The following is a 19,484-nucleotide window of genomic DNA, read 5'->3' as shown; positions in this document are numbered from 1 at the left end:
GTTACCGCCCCCTGACAGGCGCTGCGCCAAATACTGCCGGCGAAATCGCGATCCCGAGCTCGGCGAAGCGATCGGTGAACCTCGGACGGACGCCGGTGGGCACGGGCTTTCCCAGGAATCTGCCACTGGCGTCGATGCCGGCGGAGTAGTCGAAGACGAAGGCATCCTGAAGCGTAACGACGTCGCCCTCCATGCCTTGGACCTCGGTGATGTGAGTGACGCGCCGGGAGCCGTCCCGGAGCCGGGAAATATGGACGATCAGGTTCACTGCCGAGGCAACCTGCTCGCGGACGGCCCGCAGCGGCAGGTCCATGCCGGCCATCAACACCAAGGTTTCGAGCCGGGCAATGGCATCCCTGGGGGAGTTGGCGTGAACCGTGGAGATGGAGCCATCGTGGCCGGTGTTCATGGCCTGCAGCATGTCCAGGCACTCCCCGCCGCGGACTTCGCCGACCACAATCCGGTCCGGCCGCATGCGCAGCGAGTTGCGAACCAGGTCGCGGATGGAGATTTCTCCCTTGCCCTCGATGTTTTGGGGCCGGCTCTCCAAACGGACCACATGGTCCTGCTGCAGCTGCAGTTCCACGGCGTCCTCGATGGTGACGATCCTGTCCGAACTCGGAATGAACGAGGACAGCACGTTGAGCAGGGTCGTCTTTCCGGTGCCGGTGCCACCCGAAACGATGATGTTGAGCCTGGCCAGTACGCAGGCCTGCAACAGCTCCGCCATTTCCGGTGAGAGGCTCCCCATCGAAATGAGGTCATGGACGGTGAGCGGATCCCGGCCGAACTTCCGGATGGTCAGGGCCGGCCCGTTGACGGCTAGCGGAGGGATGATCGCGTTGACACGGGACCCGTCCGCCAGCCGGGCGTCCACCAAGGGCGAGGATTCGTCGATCCGCCGTCCCACATTGGAAACGATCCTTTCGATGACCCGCCGCAGGGCGTCGTCGGACGTGAACTTGGAATCGGTCAGCTGAAGGTGGCCCTGGCGTTCCACATAGATCTGGTCGAAGCGGTTGACCATGACCTCGGTCACCGTCGGATCGTCCAGGTATCTCTGGATGGGGCCATGGCCCAATACGTCGTCGATGATTTCGCGGATCAGCCGCTGCCGTTCGATTGCGGTGAGGGGGATTTGCTCCTCGTCCACAACAGCCTTCAGCTCGTCCTTGACGGATTGGTGAAGCTCCGCTTCGTCAATTGATGAGTCGGTGATTCGCGAGCCGAGCCGTTCGAAGAGGGCCTCGCTGGCGCGTTCCTTGAGCGCGTTGAGCGCCTCGCTGGCGACGGATGCGGTCTGCTGGATTTCGGAGAACCCGGGCTGCGATTCCGCCGCCGTCTTCGCCTCCAGGATCCGGCCGAGGGTGGCCGGCTGGGCGTGCGAAGCAAAGACGTCGACGGCGGCCGGCTTTTCCTCGGGCCCGGCGGGTGGAAGGCCGCCGCGGAGTTGCTGGAATCGGTCGGTGAGGCTCACTGGACTACCGCCCTTCTGTGGAGTTGCTTGTGCGGTCTGGCGTCCCAGTCCGGCTTGAAACGGTCGACCAGCCGGCGGAGACCTTTTAGGGCGGCGTCCCGGCTGCCGTCCTGGAGGATGGGGACGCCCTTATTGGTGGAGAACGGAAGGGTGCGTGAGCGCGGCAACACCACGTCCACGGGGGCTCCGATGGTGGCCTCGACATCCTTCAGCGACAGCCCCGCCCGACGATCAGCCATGTTGAGCACGATGTGGCGATTCGCCGGCACCAGGTTCAGTTCGTCGAGGATTTGGAATCCGGTCCGCATGCCCCGGATGCTGGGCACATCCATGCCGCAGATCCAGACAGCGTCCGTGGCCTGCTCCAAGGTGGCGAGGACATGCTCACCCAGCCCCGGTGCGGTATCCACCACGATGTACCGGAACTCCTTCCGCAACTGCTCCAGCAGATGGGAGACATGGGCCGCGCTGATGCGGTCCATTTCGACGGGCGTCCGGGGCGCGCAGAGAGCGTAGATGCCGGCCGGGTGGACCGTCAGGTACGTCTTGAGCACCATGGAGTCCTGGCTGGCAGCTCCCATCACGGCGTCGGTGATGGTGAACTCCGGTTCGAGCAGCAGGCCGCTGGCCACGTCGCCGAACTGGAGGTCAAGATCCACGATCACCACGCCCATGGGTGCAGTCTTGCCGAGCCCGACAGCGAGGTTGGTGGCGACCGTTGTCTTGCCCACACCGCCCTTGGGAGACATCACCGCGATGACTCGCCCCGCACCGTGGTCGGCATGCTCGGTGGCCTGCGGGCCAAGTCCACGACGCCGGCCGGCCGCAGCGAGGCTGGCCCGTTCCAGCATGACCCTGATGGTGTCAGGGTCCGCTCCGGGATCCAGCAGGTCCCGGACCCCGGCGCGCATTGCCTGGACGACAGTTTCAGGGCTGGTCGTAACGGCCAGGACCACGCTGATTTCGGGATACTGGAGGTCCACCACGGCCGCCAGCTTCAAGGAGTCCGCCACGGGCACGCCCGGGCCGAGGATGAGAACCTCCGGCGGCTCGCCAACCATCTGGCGCATGATGTCGGCGGGGCCCTCAGGCAGGTAGTCGGCCTTGAAGACATGGAGGTCACCATGCATGCCGCCCACGGCCAGACGGACCAGACGTTCGAAATCAGCGTTCGGCGTGATCAGGACGAAGCGGCTCATCGGAACAGCCCTGCCGCGTCCACTGTGCCCTTGCCCGATTCGACGGCAGTGCCAGGTTCCTTTGACAGGTACACCTTGCCGAACTCGGTGGCAAAGACGATCCGCTGCGCATCTGCGGAGTTCCTGGCCAGGGTAATGAGATAGCTGCCGTCACCCTGCTCCTTGGTGGAGGAAGTGGACGATACCTGGCTCGCGCCGGCTTCGGTGTCAGCCGTTCCCGTCTGCGTGGCTGATCCGTTGCTGAACTGCGACGCCGTGACCAGGACCTTGTGGAAGGTTTGCTGCGTCCGGCTGACCTTGACCCCCGCCGTGCCGCCGGTCTCCTCCAGCGAGAGGAAGACGCCCACCGTGTCGCCGGCCTTCAAAACGCCTCCCGCGACTCGCTCGATGGGGAGCTTCAGGGTGATCTCCTGAAGGCCTGCCGGCACCTGGACCCGAGCGGGGCCGAGGAAGGCGTTCTCTTCCACCAACCGGCTGGAGAGCAGTTGCTCACCCGGCATCAACGTAACAGCCGTGACCTTGGACCCCAGCGTTCCGAGATCCGTGACGCTGCTGTCGGCCAGCGCCAGCTTCGGGACTTCCTTCTTGGTCACCATTGCCGCGAGCTTTTCCGCGGGCGTGCCGGCCGGAATGGCCTTTTGCACAACATAGATTGATTCTGTTTCCGTGCCGGCCAGCGCCCGTTTATCGGCGTTCTGAACATATGAGACCAGCAGTACGGTTCCAACAATTGCCACAAGCAATGCGGCGATGCCCCCCAGCAGGCGTTTTTTCATCATAACTCCTTAGAAATTGCTTATTTGATGAGCTTTATTTCAACGGTTCCCAAGTCGGCTCCGCCCCCCGAAATACCTCCAGTCGAATCAATGGTTTCGAATTTCACGAATTGACCGATGATGCAGCGATTGTTGCCGCCGGAGCAGGCCAGGGCGCTGTTCATGCCAGGATCTCCAGCAGTGTTGCGGAATTCGTAATTGTGGTTATTGCCGAACTTCCAGCCCCACATCTTGAAAGTGGCGTAGCCGATCACATGGAAGTAGCCGTTCTGCCCCTGGCCTCCGGCATTGTCAAAGACGGGGAAGGCCACTTTGACGTCGCCCCCCGCGAGGATGGTTGCGATCCAGCCGCCAAGCACTGTGTCGCAGTCAGTCGGCGGGTTGTTGCCGGGGTCGGACCCCGCCCGGTTGTTTCCGGTAGTGGTTTCAGCGATGCATGGGGAGCTCCGATCGAGCCAGCCCCAACCGCCGGGGATCTGAGTTCCCGAAGGTCCCGTGCACGTTCCGCCTGGCTTGTAGGAGACTTTCTGGACCTCTGCGGTTTGGCTTCCGCCCGAGAGGTTGAAGCAGCTATCGGACAACGCCAGCGGAAAACCGGAGCCCTGCGTCTTATTCCTGAAGGACGCGATGGCGTTCGCACGGACGGTCACGGGCGGGGCATTCAGCGCGCTGGCGAAGAGTTTCGTCAAGAAGCCCGCGCCGTTGCTGCCGCGCGTGGAGGTCACAACCTTGACCTGGTTGGGCACCGACAGGTCGACGGAATCTACGGTGGTTGCACCGTCGTTGGAGTTGGGGCCGCTCAGCTCGGCGGCCCACGCCATGGCCTGTCCGACGGTGCAGCCGCCGGCCTGGTGGCACCGCTGGGCAGCGGCCATGGCGCCTGCGTCCGCTGCGTTCTGCAGCTGCGCCCGCTCGGCATAGATCTGGCCGGTGTCAACGGCCAGGGCCCCGGCGCCGATGAGCACCAGCATCATGACCGCTGCCAGCACGCCGCTTGCGCCACGCTCGTCCCGGTGCTTGCGGGTGGCCATAGCCTTCAGCCGTTGCACCGCATGGCTCCCGTCCCATGCAGCGTGACGGTGCTTCCGAAGAAGCTAGTCAGAGTGTTCGTGGTGTAGGTGACGTTGACTCTTGCGGTGCTCCCGTTGGCACAGGCGGCGGGAGAAAACGTGTAGCTGAAGCCGGCCGGGCTGAGCCCCGGCGCGCCGGCCACAGCTGCCGCCCTTGCGTCGGCCTGGTTGTTCTTGATGGCCATGGTCCTGGCCGCCTCGCGGGCGGCCTGGGTCACGGAAATCTGAAGATTGTAGGTGTACGAGAACTCCACGATTCCCACTACCAGGGACAGGAGGATCGGTGCTACGAGGGCGAATTCGACGGCGGCCGAGCCGCGGTCCCGCCCCTGCGCCCGAGACTTGGGCGCCGGCGAACTGCTGCGTTTCATGGAATCCCCCCAGGGATAGAGGCAGCGAATGGTTTTAAGAAATGTGCCGCGTCCGCGAGACACGGACGCGGCACATTGCGTAGAGCTGAGACCTGCTGAGCTGCCTGCGCCTAGTTGGACCAGGCGGCGACGTGTCCACCGAGCTCGGCGAACCAGGCGCTGAGGCCCTGGCCGAAGATGGTGACGCCGCCGATGACGATGAAGGCGATGAAGGCCACGAGCAGCGAGTATTCCGTGGCGGTCGCTCCCTTTTCGGATTCGAGGCGGTCCTTGACGCCGGCGATGAAAGAAAGCATTGAGACCATGAGACCAGTCATTTTATAAGTCCTTTTCCAGAGTTTTGAATAGATTTACGAAGCTCCAGCAAATCCCCTTTTCTATCTGGTAGGGCTTCGTTGGCACAACATTTGCACGCCGATTAACGGCGTTGCAATGGCTTCGACTACTCGACTTCTGGAGGCGAAAAGAGGGTTTTACGTATGGCGTCCGGAGAGGTGTACTCAGTTCTTTCCGGAGGCCCGGCGGTAACTACTTGTTTTGATAAGCGGGCTTACTGGTTCGACCAGGAAAGGGGGGAGGGGAGAGGCTACGCGGAGACCAATGCCGTGATCAGGGCGGCGGCCAGCATGGATGGCCCGAAGGCTACCTCTTTGGGCTTGTTTCCGGGGTTTTTGAGCACGAGTGCCAGGGAAACCACGCCGCCGGCCACAAACCCCAGCGCGCCACCATAGAACAACTGCGTCCAGCCTAAGTACCCCAAGTACAGACCGAGGGGAGCGGCGAGCTTTACATCGCCCATTCCGAGGCTCTTGGGGCTGATGAGAGCCAAGATGAAGTAGAAAAAGAAGAGAATGACGGCGCCCGCGATGCCCCGGGCCAGCGACAGCCAGCCACCGAGTGCCAGCGAAGCGGCTGCGAGGAGCACGACGCCGGCTCCCAGCAGGGGCACGACCAGCCGGTTAGGCAACAAATGATGAATAACGTCAATTCGAGCCAACTGCACGCCAATAACCGCCAAAAGCATAAAGGCAGGCAATTCCGGCGCGGGGCCGAAGCGCCAGGCCAGGAGAGCGCACAGGCCGGCGGCGGAAACCGCCGTCGTCGTTCTCTGCGCACGGCCCGGCCGGCCTGCAAGGTGCGGCAGGGTGCGGCGGACGAACACATCGGCGAGCAGCCCGAGGCAGAGTCCGGCAATGGCCGCGCCGGCGAGGAACAGCAGTGCCGCGGAACCTGCAAGGGCGGGAGCGGGCACGGTACCTCCAGGAACGCTGCGGGCCGGAAACGAACGGCACGCAGGGCAGCGCACCACCGGACACCCCATTTTGACCCACGACCCCGGCTTCCGCTATTCTTGGTAGTCGTTGTGCGTGTCCTATCTCGATGATGCGTGCCCGCTTGAGAATCCGGTTGCAGGATAGCTACTCAACGTGCACATTCGAGACCACAGGATGACTGGTTACATAGAGCCCTCACCTCTGTTCCGGTAGCGCATAGATAGTAGGTGCACCTTTGCGTGACACCTAAAACAAGAACGCCAGAACAAGAACGAGGCAAACACCGTGCGTACGTACACCCCGAAGCCCGGCGATATCAACCGCCAGTGGCACGTCATTGACGCCACCGACGTTGTCCTTGGTCGTCTCGCCAGCCAGACCGCAATCCTGCTGCGCGGCAAGCACAAGGCCACCTTTGCGTCCCACATGGACATGGGCGACTTCGTCATCATCATCAACGCTGAAAAGGTCGCCCTCACCGGTGCCAAGCTGGAGCAGAAGCGCGCATACCGCCACTCCGGTTACCCGGGCGGCCTGACCTCCGTCAACTACGCGGAGCTGCTGGAATCCAACCCGGTCCGCGCCGTGGAGAAGGCCATCAAGGGCATGCTCCCGAAGAACTCCCTCGCTGCACAGCAGCTGGGCAAGCTGAAGGTTTACCGCGGTGCCGAGCACCCGCACGCCGCCCAGCAGCCCAAGACTTTCGAAATCACCCAGGTCGCCCAGTAGTCCTGGCCACCAACCAACTTTTTATCAAGGAGAATCGTGGCTCAGAACGAAGAACTGACCACCGAAGCCGTTGAGGCTGAGGAAAACCTGACCAGCTACACCTCGGAGAGCGGTGCCGCTGACGCGGCCGCGCCGAAGAAGGAACGTCCGGCACTGACCGTTGCCGGCGCAGCTGTTGGCCGCCGCAAGGAAGCCGTTGCACGCGTTCGCGTTGTGCCGGGCTCCGGCAAGTGGACCATCAACGGCCGCGAGCTGTCGAACTACTTCCCGAACAAGCTGCACCAGCAGGACGTCAACGAGCCCTTCAAGATCCTCGATCTCGAAGGCGCCTACGATGTCATCGCCCGCATCCACGGCGGTGGCCCCTCCGGCCAGGCCGGTGCACTGCGCCTCGGCATCGCCCGTTCGCTGAACGAGATCGACGTCGAGAACAACCGCGCCACCCTGAAGAAGGCCGGCTACCTTACCCGAGACGCACGCGTCATCGAGCGTAAGAAGGCTGGTCTCAAGAAGGCACGTAAGGCTCAGCAGTACTCCAAGCGCTAAACAGCGCTTCCCACCCGATGTCGCCACGGCGGCACGGCTGGAACCGGAAGCCCGTCCCGCATTGTGCGGGGCGGGCTTCCGTCGTTTAACGGGCCCTCGATGGCCCGAAACGGGACAAGAGCCCGTGATCGACTAAACTTGGGCACGATGTCTAGATTATTTGGAACAGATGGTGTCCGGGGCCTTGCTAACGGCCTACTGACCGCAGAGTTGGCGTTGCAGCTGGCGCAGGCCGCCGCCGTCGTGCTTGGCCACGACCGCAATACCAACGGCAACAGGCCGCGCGCCGTCGTCGCGCGCGACCCGCGGGCCAGCGGCGAGTTCCTCGCGGCCGCCGTAGAGGCCGGGCTCTCCAGCTCCGGGATCGACGTCTACGACGCCGGTGTGCTGCCGACGCCGGCCGCCGCGTACCTGGTTGCCGACCTCGACGCCGACTTCGGCGTGATGATCTCCGCCTCCCACAACCCTGCCCCGGACAACGGCATCAAGTTCTTCGCCCGCGGCGGGCAGAAGCTCCCCGATGACGTGGAGGACGCGATCGAGGAACAACTGAGCAAGGAGCCGTACCGGCCGGTCGGCGGCGAAGTGGGCCGGATCCAGCGGTTCTCCGACGCGGAAGACCGCTACATCCTGCACCTGCTGAGCACCCTCCCGCACCGCCTGGACGGCCTGAAGGTTGTCCTGGATTGCGCGCACGGCGCCGCCAGCGGCTGCTCGCCCGAGGTCTTCAAGTCCGCCGGTGCCGAGGTGCTGGTGATCGGGGCCGAGCCGGATGGCCTCAACATCAACGACGGCGTGGGATCCACGCACCTCGGTCCGCTGAAGCAGGCGGTCCTCGACTACGGTGCCGACCTGGGCATTGCCCACGACGGCGACGCCGACCGCTGCCTGGCCGTGGACCACGAGGGCAAGGAAGTGGACGGCGACGAGATCATGGCCATCCTGGCCGTGGCCCTCAAGGAATCCGGCAAGCTCAAGGACGACGTCCTCGTGGCAACTGTGATGAGCAACCTGGGACTCAAGATTGCCCTGCGCGAAGCGGGCATCAGCCTGCGCGAGACCGGTGTGGGGGACCGCTACGTGCTCGAAGGCATGCGCGAAGGCGGCTTCAACCTCGGCGGTGAACAGTCCGGCCACGTGATCTTCTCCGATCACGCCACCACCGGCGACGGCGTCCTGACGGGGCTGCAGCTGGCCGCCCGCGTGGCGATGACCGGCCGCCCGCTCAAGGAGCTGGCCACCGTGATGACGAAGCTTCCGCAGGTGCTGATCAACGTCAAGGGCGTCGACCGCAGCCGGGTCAAGGGTGACGAAACCGTGGCCGCGGCCGTGGCCCGCGCCGAGGCCCAGCTGGGCGACACCGGCCGCGTGCTGCTGCGCCCGTCGGGTACCGAGCCCGTGGTCCGCGTCATGGTGGAAGCAGCGGACCAGGAGACGGCACAGGAGGTCGCCGAGGGCCTGGCCCAGGTGGTCAGGACCGAGCTCGCGCTGGAGCTCGTCACCGAGTAGCCTCCCGAATGCAAAAAGGTGGCCCGTTTCCGTCACGAAACGGGCCACCTTTAGTTTCCGGTGCCTACCCGGCCGTGCTCAGCGGTAGGCCGGCGCCGCTGGGAGGCCGAAGTACTTCTCCAGGGTGGTGATGCCCCGCCGGTGCATGTCGCCGGCAGCTTCGACGCCGACGTAGCGGAGGTGCCACGGCTCGTAGAAGTAGCCGGTGACCGGGTGCTCCATCCAGGGGTAGCGCACCACGAAGCCAAAACGGTAGGCGTTGGCCTTGACCCACACTGCCGCCGGCTGCTGGGCGAAGCACGGCTGGAAGCTGCACACCCCGCCGCCGTCGCCGATATCAAAGGCCCAGCCCGTCTGGTGCTCAGAGTAGCCCGGCCGCGCGGACGCGGTGTCCGCCTCCGCCCGGCCCCTGGATGAGACATAGCCGTTGTACGTAGCGGTCTGGGTGGCGTAGGACCGGTAGCCGCTCGCCAAGGTCAGCACGACGCCGGACGCCGCGGCCTGCCCAAACATCCGCTCAGCCGCCGCCGCCGTCGTGCGGTTCAACTGTGCGGCCTCGCCGGAGACCGCCAGCCGGACGGCCGGCTGCACGAGCTCGGCGGGAACGAAGGTCGCGGGGGAGAGCGGCCGGTGTTTGTTCACCACCACCCACGGGCTTGCCGGGTCCGCCAGCGAATACTTCCGGCCCGGCAGTGAAGTGGCCGGCGCTGAAGTGGCCGGCGCAGCCGACGGAGAGGCGGACGCAGACGCGGCCGCCGGCGACGCGGAGGCTGAGACAGAGGCGGACGGGGCCGTCGGCGAACCGGCGGCGGACACCGTGGGGGAGGAGGGGCTGCCAGTTGGCACAGTCGTGCCGGAGCCGGGCAGAGAAGGGTTGCCTCCCGGGCTGCAGCCCGCCACAGCGGCCAGGACGGCCAGGGCCGTTGCCGCGGCGACGAGGCGCCCGGCCTTCCGGCGGCGGTCCTTGTCCCGGCCCGGCGCAGCGCCGGAGCTGTCGTGGCACACCTGTGCTAGACCTTACGCAGCAGCATGCGGCGGATGGAGTGGTCGGCATCCTTGGTCAGCACCAGCTGGGCCCGGCCGCGGGTTGGGAGGACGTTCTCCTCCAGGTTTGGCTCGTTGATCCGCTTCCAGATGTCCCGTGCGGTCTGCTCCGCCTCGGAATCGGACAGCGTGGCATAGCGGTGGAAGTAGGACTCCGGCTGTGCGAAGGCAGTGGTCCGCAGCTTGCGGAACCGGTCCACGTACCATTCCTCGATGTAGGAGGTCTTGGCGTCGACGTAGATGGAAAAGTCGAAGAAGTCGCTCAACGCGAGTCCCTGCCGGCCGTCGTGCCGCGGCCGTGCCGGCGCCAGCACATTCAGCCCCTCGACAATCAGCACGTCCGGGCGGCGGACCACCACTTCCTTGCCCGGGACGATGTCGTAAGTGACGTGCGAGTACCAAGGGGCCCGCACTTCCTCGGCCCCGCCCTTGACTTCGCTCACGAAGCGCAGCAGCGCCCGGCGGTCGTAAGATTCCGGGAATCCTTTGCGGTCCAGGAGTTGACGGCGCTTGAGCTCGGCAAGGGGGTAGAGGAACCCGTCGGTGGTGATCAGTTCGACATTGGGGGTCCCGGGCCAGCGCCGGAGCATTTCGCGCAGCACTCGGGCGATGGTGGATTTGCCCACGGCCACCGACCCTGCCACGCCGATCACAAACGGGGTCCGCTGCGTTTTCTCGCCCAGGAACGTCGTGGTGGCCGCGTGAAGCTGGTTGGCGGCCTCAACATAGAGGTGCAGCAGCCGGGAGAGCGGGAGGTAGACCTCGCGGACCTCCTTCATGTCAAGGGGGTCGCCCAGGCCGCGGAGGCGGAGCACGTCCTCTTCGTTGAGGGGCTGCTCCATCTGGGCAGCGAGCCGGGACCAGGTCTGCCGGTCCAGCTCGACGAACGGGGAGACGCCCTCGCCGTTCGCTTCGTTGCGTTGCAAAGTCACCATAGAGATTCTGCCCTTGACAACGCCCAGAGCGAAATAGGCGCTCCGGCGGCCGCCCGGGACCGGTCGCGGGCGGCACATCCTACGTCGGACGACCGGGAAACCAGTTAGGCTTGTGTCCATGTGCGGAATCGTTGGATATGTAGGCCGCTCGGCTGGCCGGGTAAATACTGAACACAAAGCCCTGGACGTTGTCCTGGAGGGATTGCGGCGCCTTGAGTACCGCGGCTATGACTCCGCCGGGATCGCGGTGGTGGCGGACGGCGCCATTTCCTCCCGCAAGAAGTCGGGGAAACTGAGCAACCTGATCGAGGAACTGGCGGCCCACCCGCTGCCGGACGCCGTTACCGGCATCGGTCACACCCGCTGGGCTACCCACGGCGGCCCCACGGACCTGAACGCGCACCCGCACCTGTCCGACGGCGGCAAGCTGGCGCTCATCCACAACGGCATCATCGAAAACTTCGCGGAGCTGAAGCAGGAGCTGGTGGCCAAAGGAGTCACCTTCCTCTCCGAGACGGACACCGAGGTGGCCGCTGCGCTGATCGGTTACATCTACCGCAACCAGCTCGGCGGCGACAACTCCAACGGCGGCCTGACCAAGGCCATGGAACTTGCTTGCCAGCGCCTTGAGGGCGCCTTTACGCTGCTCGCCGTGCACGCGGACCAGCCCGACGTCGTCGTGGCCGCCCGCCGCAACTCACCGCTCGTGGTGGGCCTGGGCGAGGGCGAGAACTTCCTCGGCTCCGACGTTTCCGGCTTCATCGACTACACGCGCCGCGCCGTGGAACTGGGCCAGGACCAGATCGTCACCATCACCGCCGACACCGTTGCGATCACCGACTTCTTCGGCGCCCCGGCAGAGGGCAAGGAATACTACGTCAACTGGGATCCCGCGTCCGCGGAGAAGGGCGGCTTCCCGTCCTTCATGGAGAAGGAAATCCACGACCAGCCGGACGCCGTGCTGCAGACCCTGCTGGGCCGCTCCGACGTCGACGGCAAACTGACCCTCGACGAGCTCCGGATCGACACGGAACTGCTCAAGAGCGTTGACAAGATCATCGTCCTGGCCTGTGGCACCTCCGCCTACGCCGGCCAGGTCGCGAAGTACGCGATCGAACGCTGGTGCCGGATCCCCACCGAGGTCGAACTCTCGCACGAGTTCCGCTACCGCGATCCGATCGTGGACGCCAACACCCTGATCGTCTCCATCTCCCAGTCCGGCGAGACCATGGACACGCTGATGGCTGTCCGGTACGCCAAGGAACAGGGCGCCAAGACGGTCTCCATCTGCAACACCAACGGCTCCACCATCCCGCGCGAGTCAGACGCCGTGCTGTACACGCACGCTGGTCCGGAAATCGCGGTGGCCTCGACCAAGGCGTTCCTGGCCCAGATCGCCGCCGCCTACCTGCTGGGCCTGTACCTGGCACAGCTGCGCGGCAACAAGTTCCAGGGCGAGATCAAGGACATCCTGGCCGACCTGGCCAAGATCCCGGCCAAGATCCAGCAGATCCTGGACAACGCCGAGGCGATCAAGAAGCTCGGCCATGACATGGTGGACGCCAAGTCCGTGCTGTTCCTGGGCCGCCACGTCGGCTTCCCCGTTGCCATGGAGGGCGCGCTCAAGCTCAAGGAGCTCGCCTACATCCACGCCGAAGGTTTCGCCGCCGGAGAGCTCAAGCACGGCCCGATCGCCCTGATCGAGGAAGGCCAGCCGGTGTTCGTGGTGGTGCCCTCACCGCGAGGCCGCGACTCGCTGCACGCCAAGATTGTCTCCAACATCCAGGAAGTCCGTGCCCGCGGCGCCAAGACGATCGTGATCGCTGAGGAGGGTGACGAAGCGGTGAAGGCCTACGCCGAGCACGTCATCTACATCCCGGAGACCCCGACCCTCCTGGCCCCGCTGCTGTCCACCGTGCCCCTGCAGATCTTCGCCCTGGCACTGGCCAGCGCCAAGGGCTACGACGTGGACCAGCCGCGGAACCTGGCCAAGAGCGTGACCGTAGAATAGCCGCATGATTGTTGGCATTGGCGTAGACGTCGTAGACATTGAGCGGTTCGGCCGGCAGCTGGAGCGCACCCCCGGGTTGCGCGACAGGCTGTTTGTCCCGGCCGAGCGGGAACTGAACACCCGGTCCCTGGCCGCACGGTTCGCCGCCAAGGAGGCCGTGGCCAAGGTGCTCGGAGCGCCGGCCGGGATGAACTGGCAGGACTGCTGGATCGGGCTGGACCAGAACGGTCCCACGGTCCAGGTCAAGGACACGGTTCTGGCGGTAGCCGAGTCGAAAGGCGTCAAACGCTGGCACCTGTCGATCAGCCACGACGGCGGTATCGCCACCGCCACGGTGATCGCCGAAGGCTGAGCACCATGATCAGCGCCTATACCGGAACCCACATTCGAGGCCTCGAGAATCAGCTTCTTGAGGCGAGTGCGGACCCCGGTATGGGCGCTGTTCTCATGCAGCGGGCGGCCTACGGGCTCGCCAACACGGTGATCCGGGAACTCCGGAACCGCGGACTGAAGGCCTACGGGTCCAGCGTGAGCGTGCTGGCCGGCAAGGGCAACAATGGCGGAGACGGGCTCTACGCCGCTGGGCTGCTGGCCCGCCGCGGCCTGCGGGCGACGGCGGTGCTCACCGCCGGCGAAGCCCACCCCGAAGCGCTGGCAGCGTTCCGCGCCGCGGGCGGCCGGGACACCGAACTCAGCGACGGCAACGCCAGGGAGCTGGCTGCAGACGCGGCCGGAGCCGACGTCGTTATCGATGCGGTGCTGGGTACCGGCGCCCAGGGTGGCCTTCGGGGAGCGGCCGGCGTCCTGGTCCAGGAACTGCAGCGCAGCCGGCCCGGGCTGGTGGTGGCCTGCGACATCCCCAGCGGCGTCGACGCCGATACCGGCGAAGCGCACGCCCCTGTCTTGGCCGCCGACGTGACCGTGAGCTTCGGCGCGGCGAAGGCCGGCCTGCTCGCCGACCCGGGAGCAGACTTCACCGGCCGCATCCGGACCATCCCGATCGGCATCGAGCACGCGCTGGCGGACCCCGAGCTGCGGCGCCTGGAAACAGCCGACTTGGCGGCTCTCCTGCCGCATCCGGGACGCCGCTCACACAAATACTCCCGGGGCGTGCTCGGCGTCGTCGCCGGATCCGCCCGCTACCCGGGGGCGGCCGTGCTCGCCTGCCGCGGCGCGCTGGCCGCAGGTGCCGGCATGGTCCGCTACGTAGGCCCGCCGGAGGTCGCGGACCTGGTTCGCCAGTCCTGCCCCGAAGTGGTGTGCGGCACGTCCGTCGCCGACGCGCACGTCCAGGCCTGGCTGCTGGGGCCGGGACTTGACGACGGGGCCCACGAGCAACTGGAGCGCGTCCGCGAGGCGGCTGCCGCTGGCCTTCCCACCGTGGCCGACGCCGGGGCACTCCCGGCCCTGCCCCGGGAATTGTCCCCGCACACCGTTCTCACCCCGCACGCCGGCGAACTGGCCGGCCTGCTGGAGCGTTACGGCGCCGGACCCGGCCGCACCGCCGTTGAGGACGCCACCCTCGCCGCCGTCCGCCAGGCCAGCGGCCTCACCGGAGCAACCGTGCTGCTCAAGGGGGCTACCACCCTGGTGGCGGCGCCCTCGGGAGCGATCTTCAGCCAAGCCGAGGCCAGCCCCTGGATGGCGACGGCCGGCAGCGGCGACGTGCTGGCCGGCGTGCTCGGTGCGCTGCTGGCCCAGCTCGCGGAAGGCTCCGATGCCTTCAAAGCCTCAGGGCTCGACGGCCCGGACCGGTGGGCCGCCATTGCCGCGATGGCGGCGAGCCTGCATGGCCGCGCCGGAACGGACGCCTCCAGCGGCGGCCCGCTGACGGCCTCGGACATTGCCCTGGCCCTGCCGGAGGTCATCGCGAAGCTGTAACAAAAGCGCCCACCAAGCACCTCCGGTAAATTAGTAACCTTACTTACAAGTAGTCTGTCTAGAGATTGTCCGCATCGCACGAGGAGTACACATGGAAGTCTGGCCCGGAACGGCTTACCCGCTGGGAGCCACTTTTGACGGCACCGGCACCAATTTCGCCCTGTTCAGCGAGCAAGCGGAGCGGGTGGAACTCTGCCTCCTGGCGGACGATCTGAGCGAGACGCGGATCGAACTGACCGAAGTGGACGGCTACGTCTGGCACTGCTACCTGCCGCAGATCCAGCCCGGCCAGAAGTACGGCTACCGCGTGCACGGCCCGTACGATCCGGCGAACGGAAACCGTTTCAACCCCAACAAGCTCCTGATGGACCCCTACGCGAAGGCCATCCAGGGCCAGATCGACTGGGACCCGGCGCTCTTCTCCTACGAATTCGGCGACCCCGATTCGCGCAACGACGCCGACTCCGCGCCGCACACCATGCACGGCGTGGTCATCAACCCGTTCTTCGAATGGGACGGTGACCGCCAGCTGCGCATCCCGTACCACGAGTCGGTCATCTACGAGGCGCACGTCAAAGGCCTCACGGAGCTCCACCCGGAGATCCCCGAGGAACAGCGCGGCACCTACGCCGGCGTCGCCCACCCGGCCGTCATCGAGCACCTGAAGAAGCTCGGCGTCACCGCGATCGAACTCATGCCGGTCCACCAGTTCGTCAACGACGGCACCCTGGTGGAGAAGGGCCTGAACAACTACTGGGGCTACAACACGATCGGTTTCTTCGCGCCGCAGAACACCTACAGCTCCTCGGGCGACATCGGACACCAGGTCCAGGAATTCAAGGCGATGGTCCGCGAGCTGCACCGCGCGGGCATCGAGGTCATCCTCGACGTCGTCTACAACCACACCGCAGAGGGCAACCACCTCGGTCCCACCCTGTCTTTCAAGGGCATCGACAACCAGGCCTACTACCGCCTGGTCGACGGCGACCAGAAGCACTACATGGACTACACCGGTACCGGCAACTCGCTCAACGTCCGGCACCCGCACTCCCTTCAGCTGCTGATGGACTCCCTGCGCTACTGGGTCACGGAGATGCATGTTGACGGCTTCCGCTTCGACCTGGCCTCCACGCTGGCCCGCGAGTTCTACGACGTCGACAAGCTGTCCACCTTCTTCGAACTCATCCAGCAGGACCCGATCGTGTCCCAGGTCAAGCTCATCGCCGAGCCGTGGGACGTCGGCCCCGGCGGCTACCAGGTGGGCAACTTCCCGCCGCAGTGGACCGAATGGAACGGCAAGTACCGCGACACGGTCCGTGACTTCTGGCGCGGCGAACCGTCCACGCTGGGCGAATTCGCGTCCCGCCTGACCGGCTCCGCCGACCTGTACGAGAGCTCGGCCCGGCGCCCGGTAGCCTCGATCAACTTCGTCACCGCCCACGACGGCTTCACCATGCGGGACCTGGTGTCCTACAACGAGAAGCACAACGACGCCAACGGTGAGGGCAACAACGACGGCGAATCGCACAACCGCTCCTGGAACTGCGGCGAGGAAGGCGACACCGACAACGAAACCGTCCTCGCCCTCCGCGCCCGCCAGCAGCGCAACTTCATCGCCACCCTGCTGCTCTCCCAGGGCGTGCCGATGCTGCTGCACGGCGACGAACTCGGCCGCACCCAGCAGGGCAACAACAACACGTACTGCCAGGACTCCGAACTGAGCTGGATCCACTGGGAAGCCATGGACCAGCCGCTCGTGGAGTTCACCGCCTTCGTCAACAAGATCCGCCATGACCACCCGACCTTCCGCCGCAGCCGGTTCTTCGACGGACGTCCTGTCGTCCGCGGCGAGGGCGAGAAGCTGCCGGACATCGTCTGGCTGAAGACCGACGGCACCGGAATGCTGCCCGAGGACTGGGACAGCGGCTTCGGCCGCACCATCGGCGTGTTCCTCAATGGCCACGGCATCCAGGAACAGGACTCCCGCGGCCGCCGGATCACCGACGACAGCTTCCTGATGGCCTTCAACGCCCACGACGACAACGTTGACTTCTGCCTGCCGGCCGACGAGTACTCCCCGAACTGGGAGGTCCTCATCGACACCGCGGCCCAGGCCGACGCCTACGAACCGCTCAAGGCCGGGACCACCCTGACCCTGGCGGCCAAGTCGATGGTGGTGCTGCGCGCCTACTCGGGCCCGGAAGTCGAGGTGGACTACTCTGCCGCCGCGTCGCTGGCCTCGATGGCCGAGCACGAGGACGCCCAGGAGGAAATGGCTGAGGCCCAGACCAAGGCGGCGGAAGCCAGCGAGGCGAAGGCAACCGCTTCATGAGGACGCCTGTCTCAACCTATCGGCTGCAAATCCGGCAGGGCTTCACGCTGCAGGATGCCGCGGAGACCGTGCCCTACCTGAAATCGCTGGGGGTCGACTGGGTCTACCTGTCGCCGATCCTCACGGCGGAGCAGGGCTCGGACCACGGCTACGACGTCACCGACCCCGCCGCGATCGACCCGGAACGCGGCGGCCCGGAGGGGCTGGCGGCCGTGTCCAAGGCGACCCGGGAGGCCGGCATGGGCGTGCTCGTCGACATTGTGCCGAACCACGTCGGCGTCGCCACCCCGGTGCAGAACCCGTGGTGGTGGTCGCTGCTCAAGGAAGGGCAGCAGTCACCGTACGCCCCGGCGTTCGACGTCGACTGGGACTTCGGCGGCGGCCGGATCCGGATCCCCGTGCTGGGCGAAGACTCGGATGTGGACGCGCTCGAGATCCGCGACGGTGAACTGCGGTACTACGGCCACCGCTTCCCGCTGGCCGAGGGCAGCTACGCCGAGGGGGACAACCCCAGCGAGGTCCACGACCGGCAGCACTACGAACTGGTCGGCTGGCGCCGGGCGGACAACGAGCTCAACTACCGCCGGTTCTTCGCGGTCAATACCCTCGCCGGGATCAAGGTTGAGGTCCCGGAGGTCTTCGATGAAGCCCACGCCGAGATCGTCCGCTGGTTCCGGGAAGGCCTTGTTGACGGCCTGCGGATCGACCACCCGGACGGCCTCGCGGATCCGGCCGGCTACCTGCGCCGGCTGCGCGAGGCGACCGGCGGGGCCTACCTGCTGATCGAGAAGATCCTCGAGCCGGGGGAGGAACTCCCGGCGGCCTTCGAGTGCGAGGGCACCACCGGGTACGACGCCCTCGCGGACGTGGACCGGCTCTTCGTCGATCCAGCCGGCCAGGCCGGGCTCGACGCCCTGGACGCCTCGCTGCGTGGCGGCGAAGCGGCGGACTACGAGGAAATGATCCGCGGCACCAAGCGGCGGATCACGGATGGAATCCTGCATTCGGAGATGCTGCGGCTCGCCCGGCTGGTGCCGGCCTCCGCCGGGCTCAGCGCGGCAGCGGCCGTGGATGCGCTGTCCGAGATCACCGCAGCCTTCCCGGTCTACCGCAGCTACCTGCCTGAGGGCGAGGACGTGCTGCGCGAAGCGTGCGAACTCGCCGTCCAGCGCCGCCCCGAACTGGAACCTGTGGTGCAGGCGCTGCTGCCCCTGCTGCTGCACGCCGGCCCCGGAGCCGACGCCGAGCTGGGCCGCCGGTTCCAGCAGACCTCCGGCATGGTGATGGCCAAGGGCGTCGAGGACACCGCCTTCTTCCGCTACACCCGGCTGGGCACCCTCACCGAGGTTGGCGCCGACCCCACCGAGTTCGCGCTGTCCACGGAGGAGTTCCATGCCCGGATGGCGCGGCGCCAGGCTGAACTGCCGCTGTCCATGACCACGCTCAGCACCCACGACACCAAGCGCAGCGAGGACACCCGGGCGCGGATTTCCGTGCTCGCGGAACTCGCCCCGGAGTGGACGGCGTCGCTGCGCCGGCTCCAGGAGCTCGCGCCGCTGCCGGACGGCCCGCTGGCCAACCTGCTCTGGCAGGCCATTGCCGGGGTCTGGCCCGCGGACCGGGAACGGCTGCAGTCCTACGCCCAGAAGGCGGCCCGCGAAGCCGGCAACTCGACGGACTGGCTGGATCCGAACGAGGACTTCGAGAAGCAGCTGTCGGCCGCGGTCGACGCGGCCTTCGACAACGCCGAGGTGCGCGCGGAACTGGATTCGCTGGTCGCCCTGCTGGATCCGTACGGCTCCGCCAACGCACTGTCCGCCAAACTCGTCCAGCTCACCATGCCCGGCGTGCCGGATGTGTACCAGGGCACCGAGTTCTGGGACCGGTCGCTCACCGATCCGGACAACCGGCGTCCGTTCGACTTCGGCGCCCGGCAGGCCGCGCTGGCGGCGCTCGACGCCGGTGAGCGTCCGGCGTCGTACCGGGAGGACGCGGCGAAACTGCTGGTCACCTCGCGGGCGTTGCGGCTGCGCCGGGACGCCCCGGAGCTGTTCACCGGTTACTCCCCGGTCCCGGCCACCGGAGCGGCTGCGGATCACCTGGTCGCCTTTGACCGCGGGGCGGACGCACCGGGTGCCATCACCCTGGCCACGAGGCTGCCCCGCGGCCTGGCGGAGCGGGGTGGCTGGCAGGACACCGCCATCAGCCTCGCCGTCGCCATGACGGACCAGCTGAGCGGCAGGTCCTTTGGCCCGGGCACGGTGGACGTGGCGGAGATCCTCCGCGACTACCCGGTTGCCTTGCTGGCACCGGCTGCCTGACACGCACGA

The 19,484-nt window shown here is 66.4% G+C and carries 17 protein-coding genes; 8 read left to right on the top strand and 9 right to left on the bottom strand.

What is annotated here, in order from left to right; genetic code table 11:
- Nucleotide 1: 1 nt before the first annotated feature.
- The 7 genes from AC1DNC_RS09625 to AC1DNC_RS09595 all read right to left on the bottom strand — a co-directional run bounded on the left by AC1DNC_RS09625 (nt 2) and on the right by AC1DNC_RS09595 (nt 6,145).
- The gene (locus AC1DNC_RS09625) at nt 2-1,477 is read right to left on the bottom strand and encodes a CpaF family protein (protein WP_476862339.1); all 1,476 of its coding nucleotides are present in this window, start codon (nt 1,475-1,477) and stop codon (nt 2-4) included.
- The gene (locus tag AC1DNC_RS09620; RefSeq protein ID WP_476862338.1) at nt 1,474-2,676 is read right to left on the bottom strand and encodes a CpaE/TadZ family protein; all 1,203 of its coding nucleotides are present in this window, start codon (nt 2,674-2,676) and stop codon (nt 1,474-1,476) included. Before AC1DNC_RS09620 ends, AC1DNC_RS09625 begins: the two co-directional genes overlap by 4 nt.
- Complete coding sequence (gene cpaB / locus AC1DNC_RS09615) at nt 2,673-3,452, bottom strand: Flp pilus assembly protein CpaB (RefSeq protein ID WP_476862337.1); 780 nt, start codon at nt 3,450-3,452, stop codon at nt 2,673-2,675. The genes AC1DNC_RS09620 and cpaB overlap by 4 nt, the downstream gene beginning before the upstream one ends.
- A 20-nt stretch (nt 3,453-3,472) precedes the next feature.
- Nucleotides 3,473-4,483 carry a pilus assembly protein TadG-related protein gene (locus tag AC1DNC_RS09610; protein WP_476862336.1) on the bottom strand — a complete coding sequence of 337 codons (1,011 nt, stop codon included), beginning with the start codon at nt 4,481-4,483 and terminating at the stop codon, nt 3,473-3,475.
- 5 nt (nt 4,484-4,488) lie between these two features.
- The gene (locus AC1DNC_RS09605; RefSeq protein ID WP_476862335.1) at nt 4,489-4,893 is read right to left on the bottom strand and encodes a TadE/TadG family type IV pilus assembly protein; all 405 of its coding nucleotides are present in this window, start codon (nt 4,891-4,893) and stop codon (nt 4,489-4,491) included.
- 110 nt (nt 4,894-5,003) lie between these two features.
- Nucleotides 5,004-5,210 (bottom strand): Flp family type IVb pilin, encoded by a 207-nt coding sequence (locus AC1DNC_RS09600; RefSeq protein WP_476862334.1) that lies wholly within the window; start codon nt 5,208-5,210, stop codon nt 5,004-5,006.
- Nucleotides 5,211-5,479: 269 nt separating this feature from the next.
- A complete protein-coding gene (locus tag AC1DNC_RS09595; RefSeq protein WP_476862333.1) occupies nt 5,480-6,145 on the bottom strand; it encodes a prepilin peptidase in 666 nt (221 codons plus the stop codon).
- Nucleotides 6,146-6,452: 307 nt separating this feature from the next.
- On the opposite strand from AC1DNC_RS09595, the gene rplM reads away from it, so the two are divergent.
- The 3 genes from rplM to glmM all read left to right on the top strand — a co-directional run bounded on the left by rplM (nt 6,453) and on the right by glmM (nt 8,951).
- Nucleotides 6,453-6,896 (top strand): 50S ribosomal protein L13, encoded by a 444-nt coding sequence (gene rplM, locus AC1DNC_RS09590; protein WP_015937805.1) that lies wholly within the window; start codon nt 6,453-6,455, stop codon nt 6,894-6,896.
- 36 nt (nt 6,897-6,932) lie between these two features.
- Complete coding sequence (rpsI, locus tag AC1DNC_RS09585) at nt 6,933-7,442, top strand: 30S ribosomal protein S9 (protein ID WP_476862332.1); 510 nt, start codon at nt 6,933-6,935, stop codon at nt 7,440-7,442.
- A 147-nt stretch (nt 7,443-7,589) separates the two neighbouring features.
- Entirely contained in the window at nt 7,590-8,951 is a 1,362-nt protein-coding gene (gene glmM / locus AC1DNC_RS09580; RefSeq protein WP_476862331.1) for a phosphoglucosamine mutase, read from the top strand.
- Nucleotides 8,952-9,029: 78 nt separating this feature from the next.
- Here glmM and AC1DNC_RS09575 read toward each other — a convergent pair whose 3' ends face one another.
- Nucleotides 9,030-9,956 carry a M15 family metallopeptidase gene (locus AC1DNC_RS09575; protein ID WP_476862330.1) on the bottom strand — a complete coding sequence of 309 codons (927 nt, stop codon included), beginning with the start codon at nt 9,954-9,956 and terminating at the stop codon, nt 9,030-9,032.
- 5 nt (nt 9,957-9,961) lie between these two features.
- Entirely contained in the window at nt 9,962-10,930 is a 969-nt protein-coding gene (coaA, locus tag AC1DNC_RS09570; RefSeq protein WP_476862329.1) for a type I pantothenate kinase, read from the bottom strand.
- 118 nt (nt 10,931-11,048) lie between these two features.
- Between coaA and glmS the strand changes: the two genes are divergently transcribed.
- From glmS to treY, 5 genes are all read left to right on the top strand, one after another.
- Nucleotides 11,049-12,941 carry a glutamine--fructose-6-phosphate transaminase (isomerizing) gene (gene glmS / locus AC1DNC_RS09565; protein ID WP_476862328.1) on the top strand — a complete coding sequence of 631 codons (1,893 nt, stop codon included), beginning with the start codon at nt 11,049-11,051 and terminating at the stop codon, nt 12,939-12,941.
- Between the two features lie 4 nt (nt 12,942-12,945).
- Nucleotides 12,946-13,293 carry a holo-ACP synthase gene (locus tag AC1DNC_RS09560; protein ID WP_175321209.1) on the top strand — a complete coding sequence of 116 codons (348 nt, stop codon included), beginning with the start codon at nt 12,946-12,948 and terminating at the stop codon, nt 13,291-13,293.
- Between the two features lie 5 nt (nt 13,294-13,298).
- A complete protein-coding gene (locus AC1DNC_RS09555) occupies nt 13,299-14,822 on the top strand; it encodes an NAD(P)H-hydrate epimerase (protein ID WP_476862327.1) in 1,524 nt (507 codons plus the stop codon).
- A 91-nt stretch (nt 14,823-14,913) separates the two neighbouring features.
- The gene (glgX, locus tag AC1DNC_RS09550) at nt 14,914-17,154 is read left to right on the top strand and encodes a glycogen debranching protein GlgX (protein WP_476862326.1); all 2,241 of its coding nucleotides are present in this window, start codon (nt 14,914-14,916) and stop codon (nt 17,152-17,154) included.
- Complete coding sequence (gene treY, locus AC1DNC_RS09545; RefSeq protein ID WP_476862325.1) at nt 17,151-19,475, top strand: malto-oligosyltrehalose synthase; 2,325 nt, start codon at nt 17,151-17,153, stop codon at nt 19,473-19,475. Before glgX ends, treY begins: the two co-directional genes overlap by 4 nt.
- The last annotated feature ends 9 nt before the right edge of the window (nt 19,476-19,484 follow it).

This window comes from Arthrobacter sp. 01N442 (genome assembly GCF_056399345.1).
Note: the sequence above shows the minus strand (reverse complement) of the source record. Positions and strands in the feature narration are given on the sequence as shown.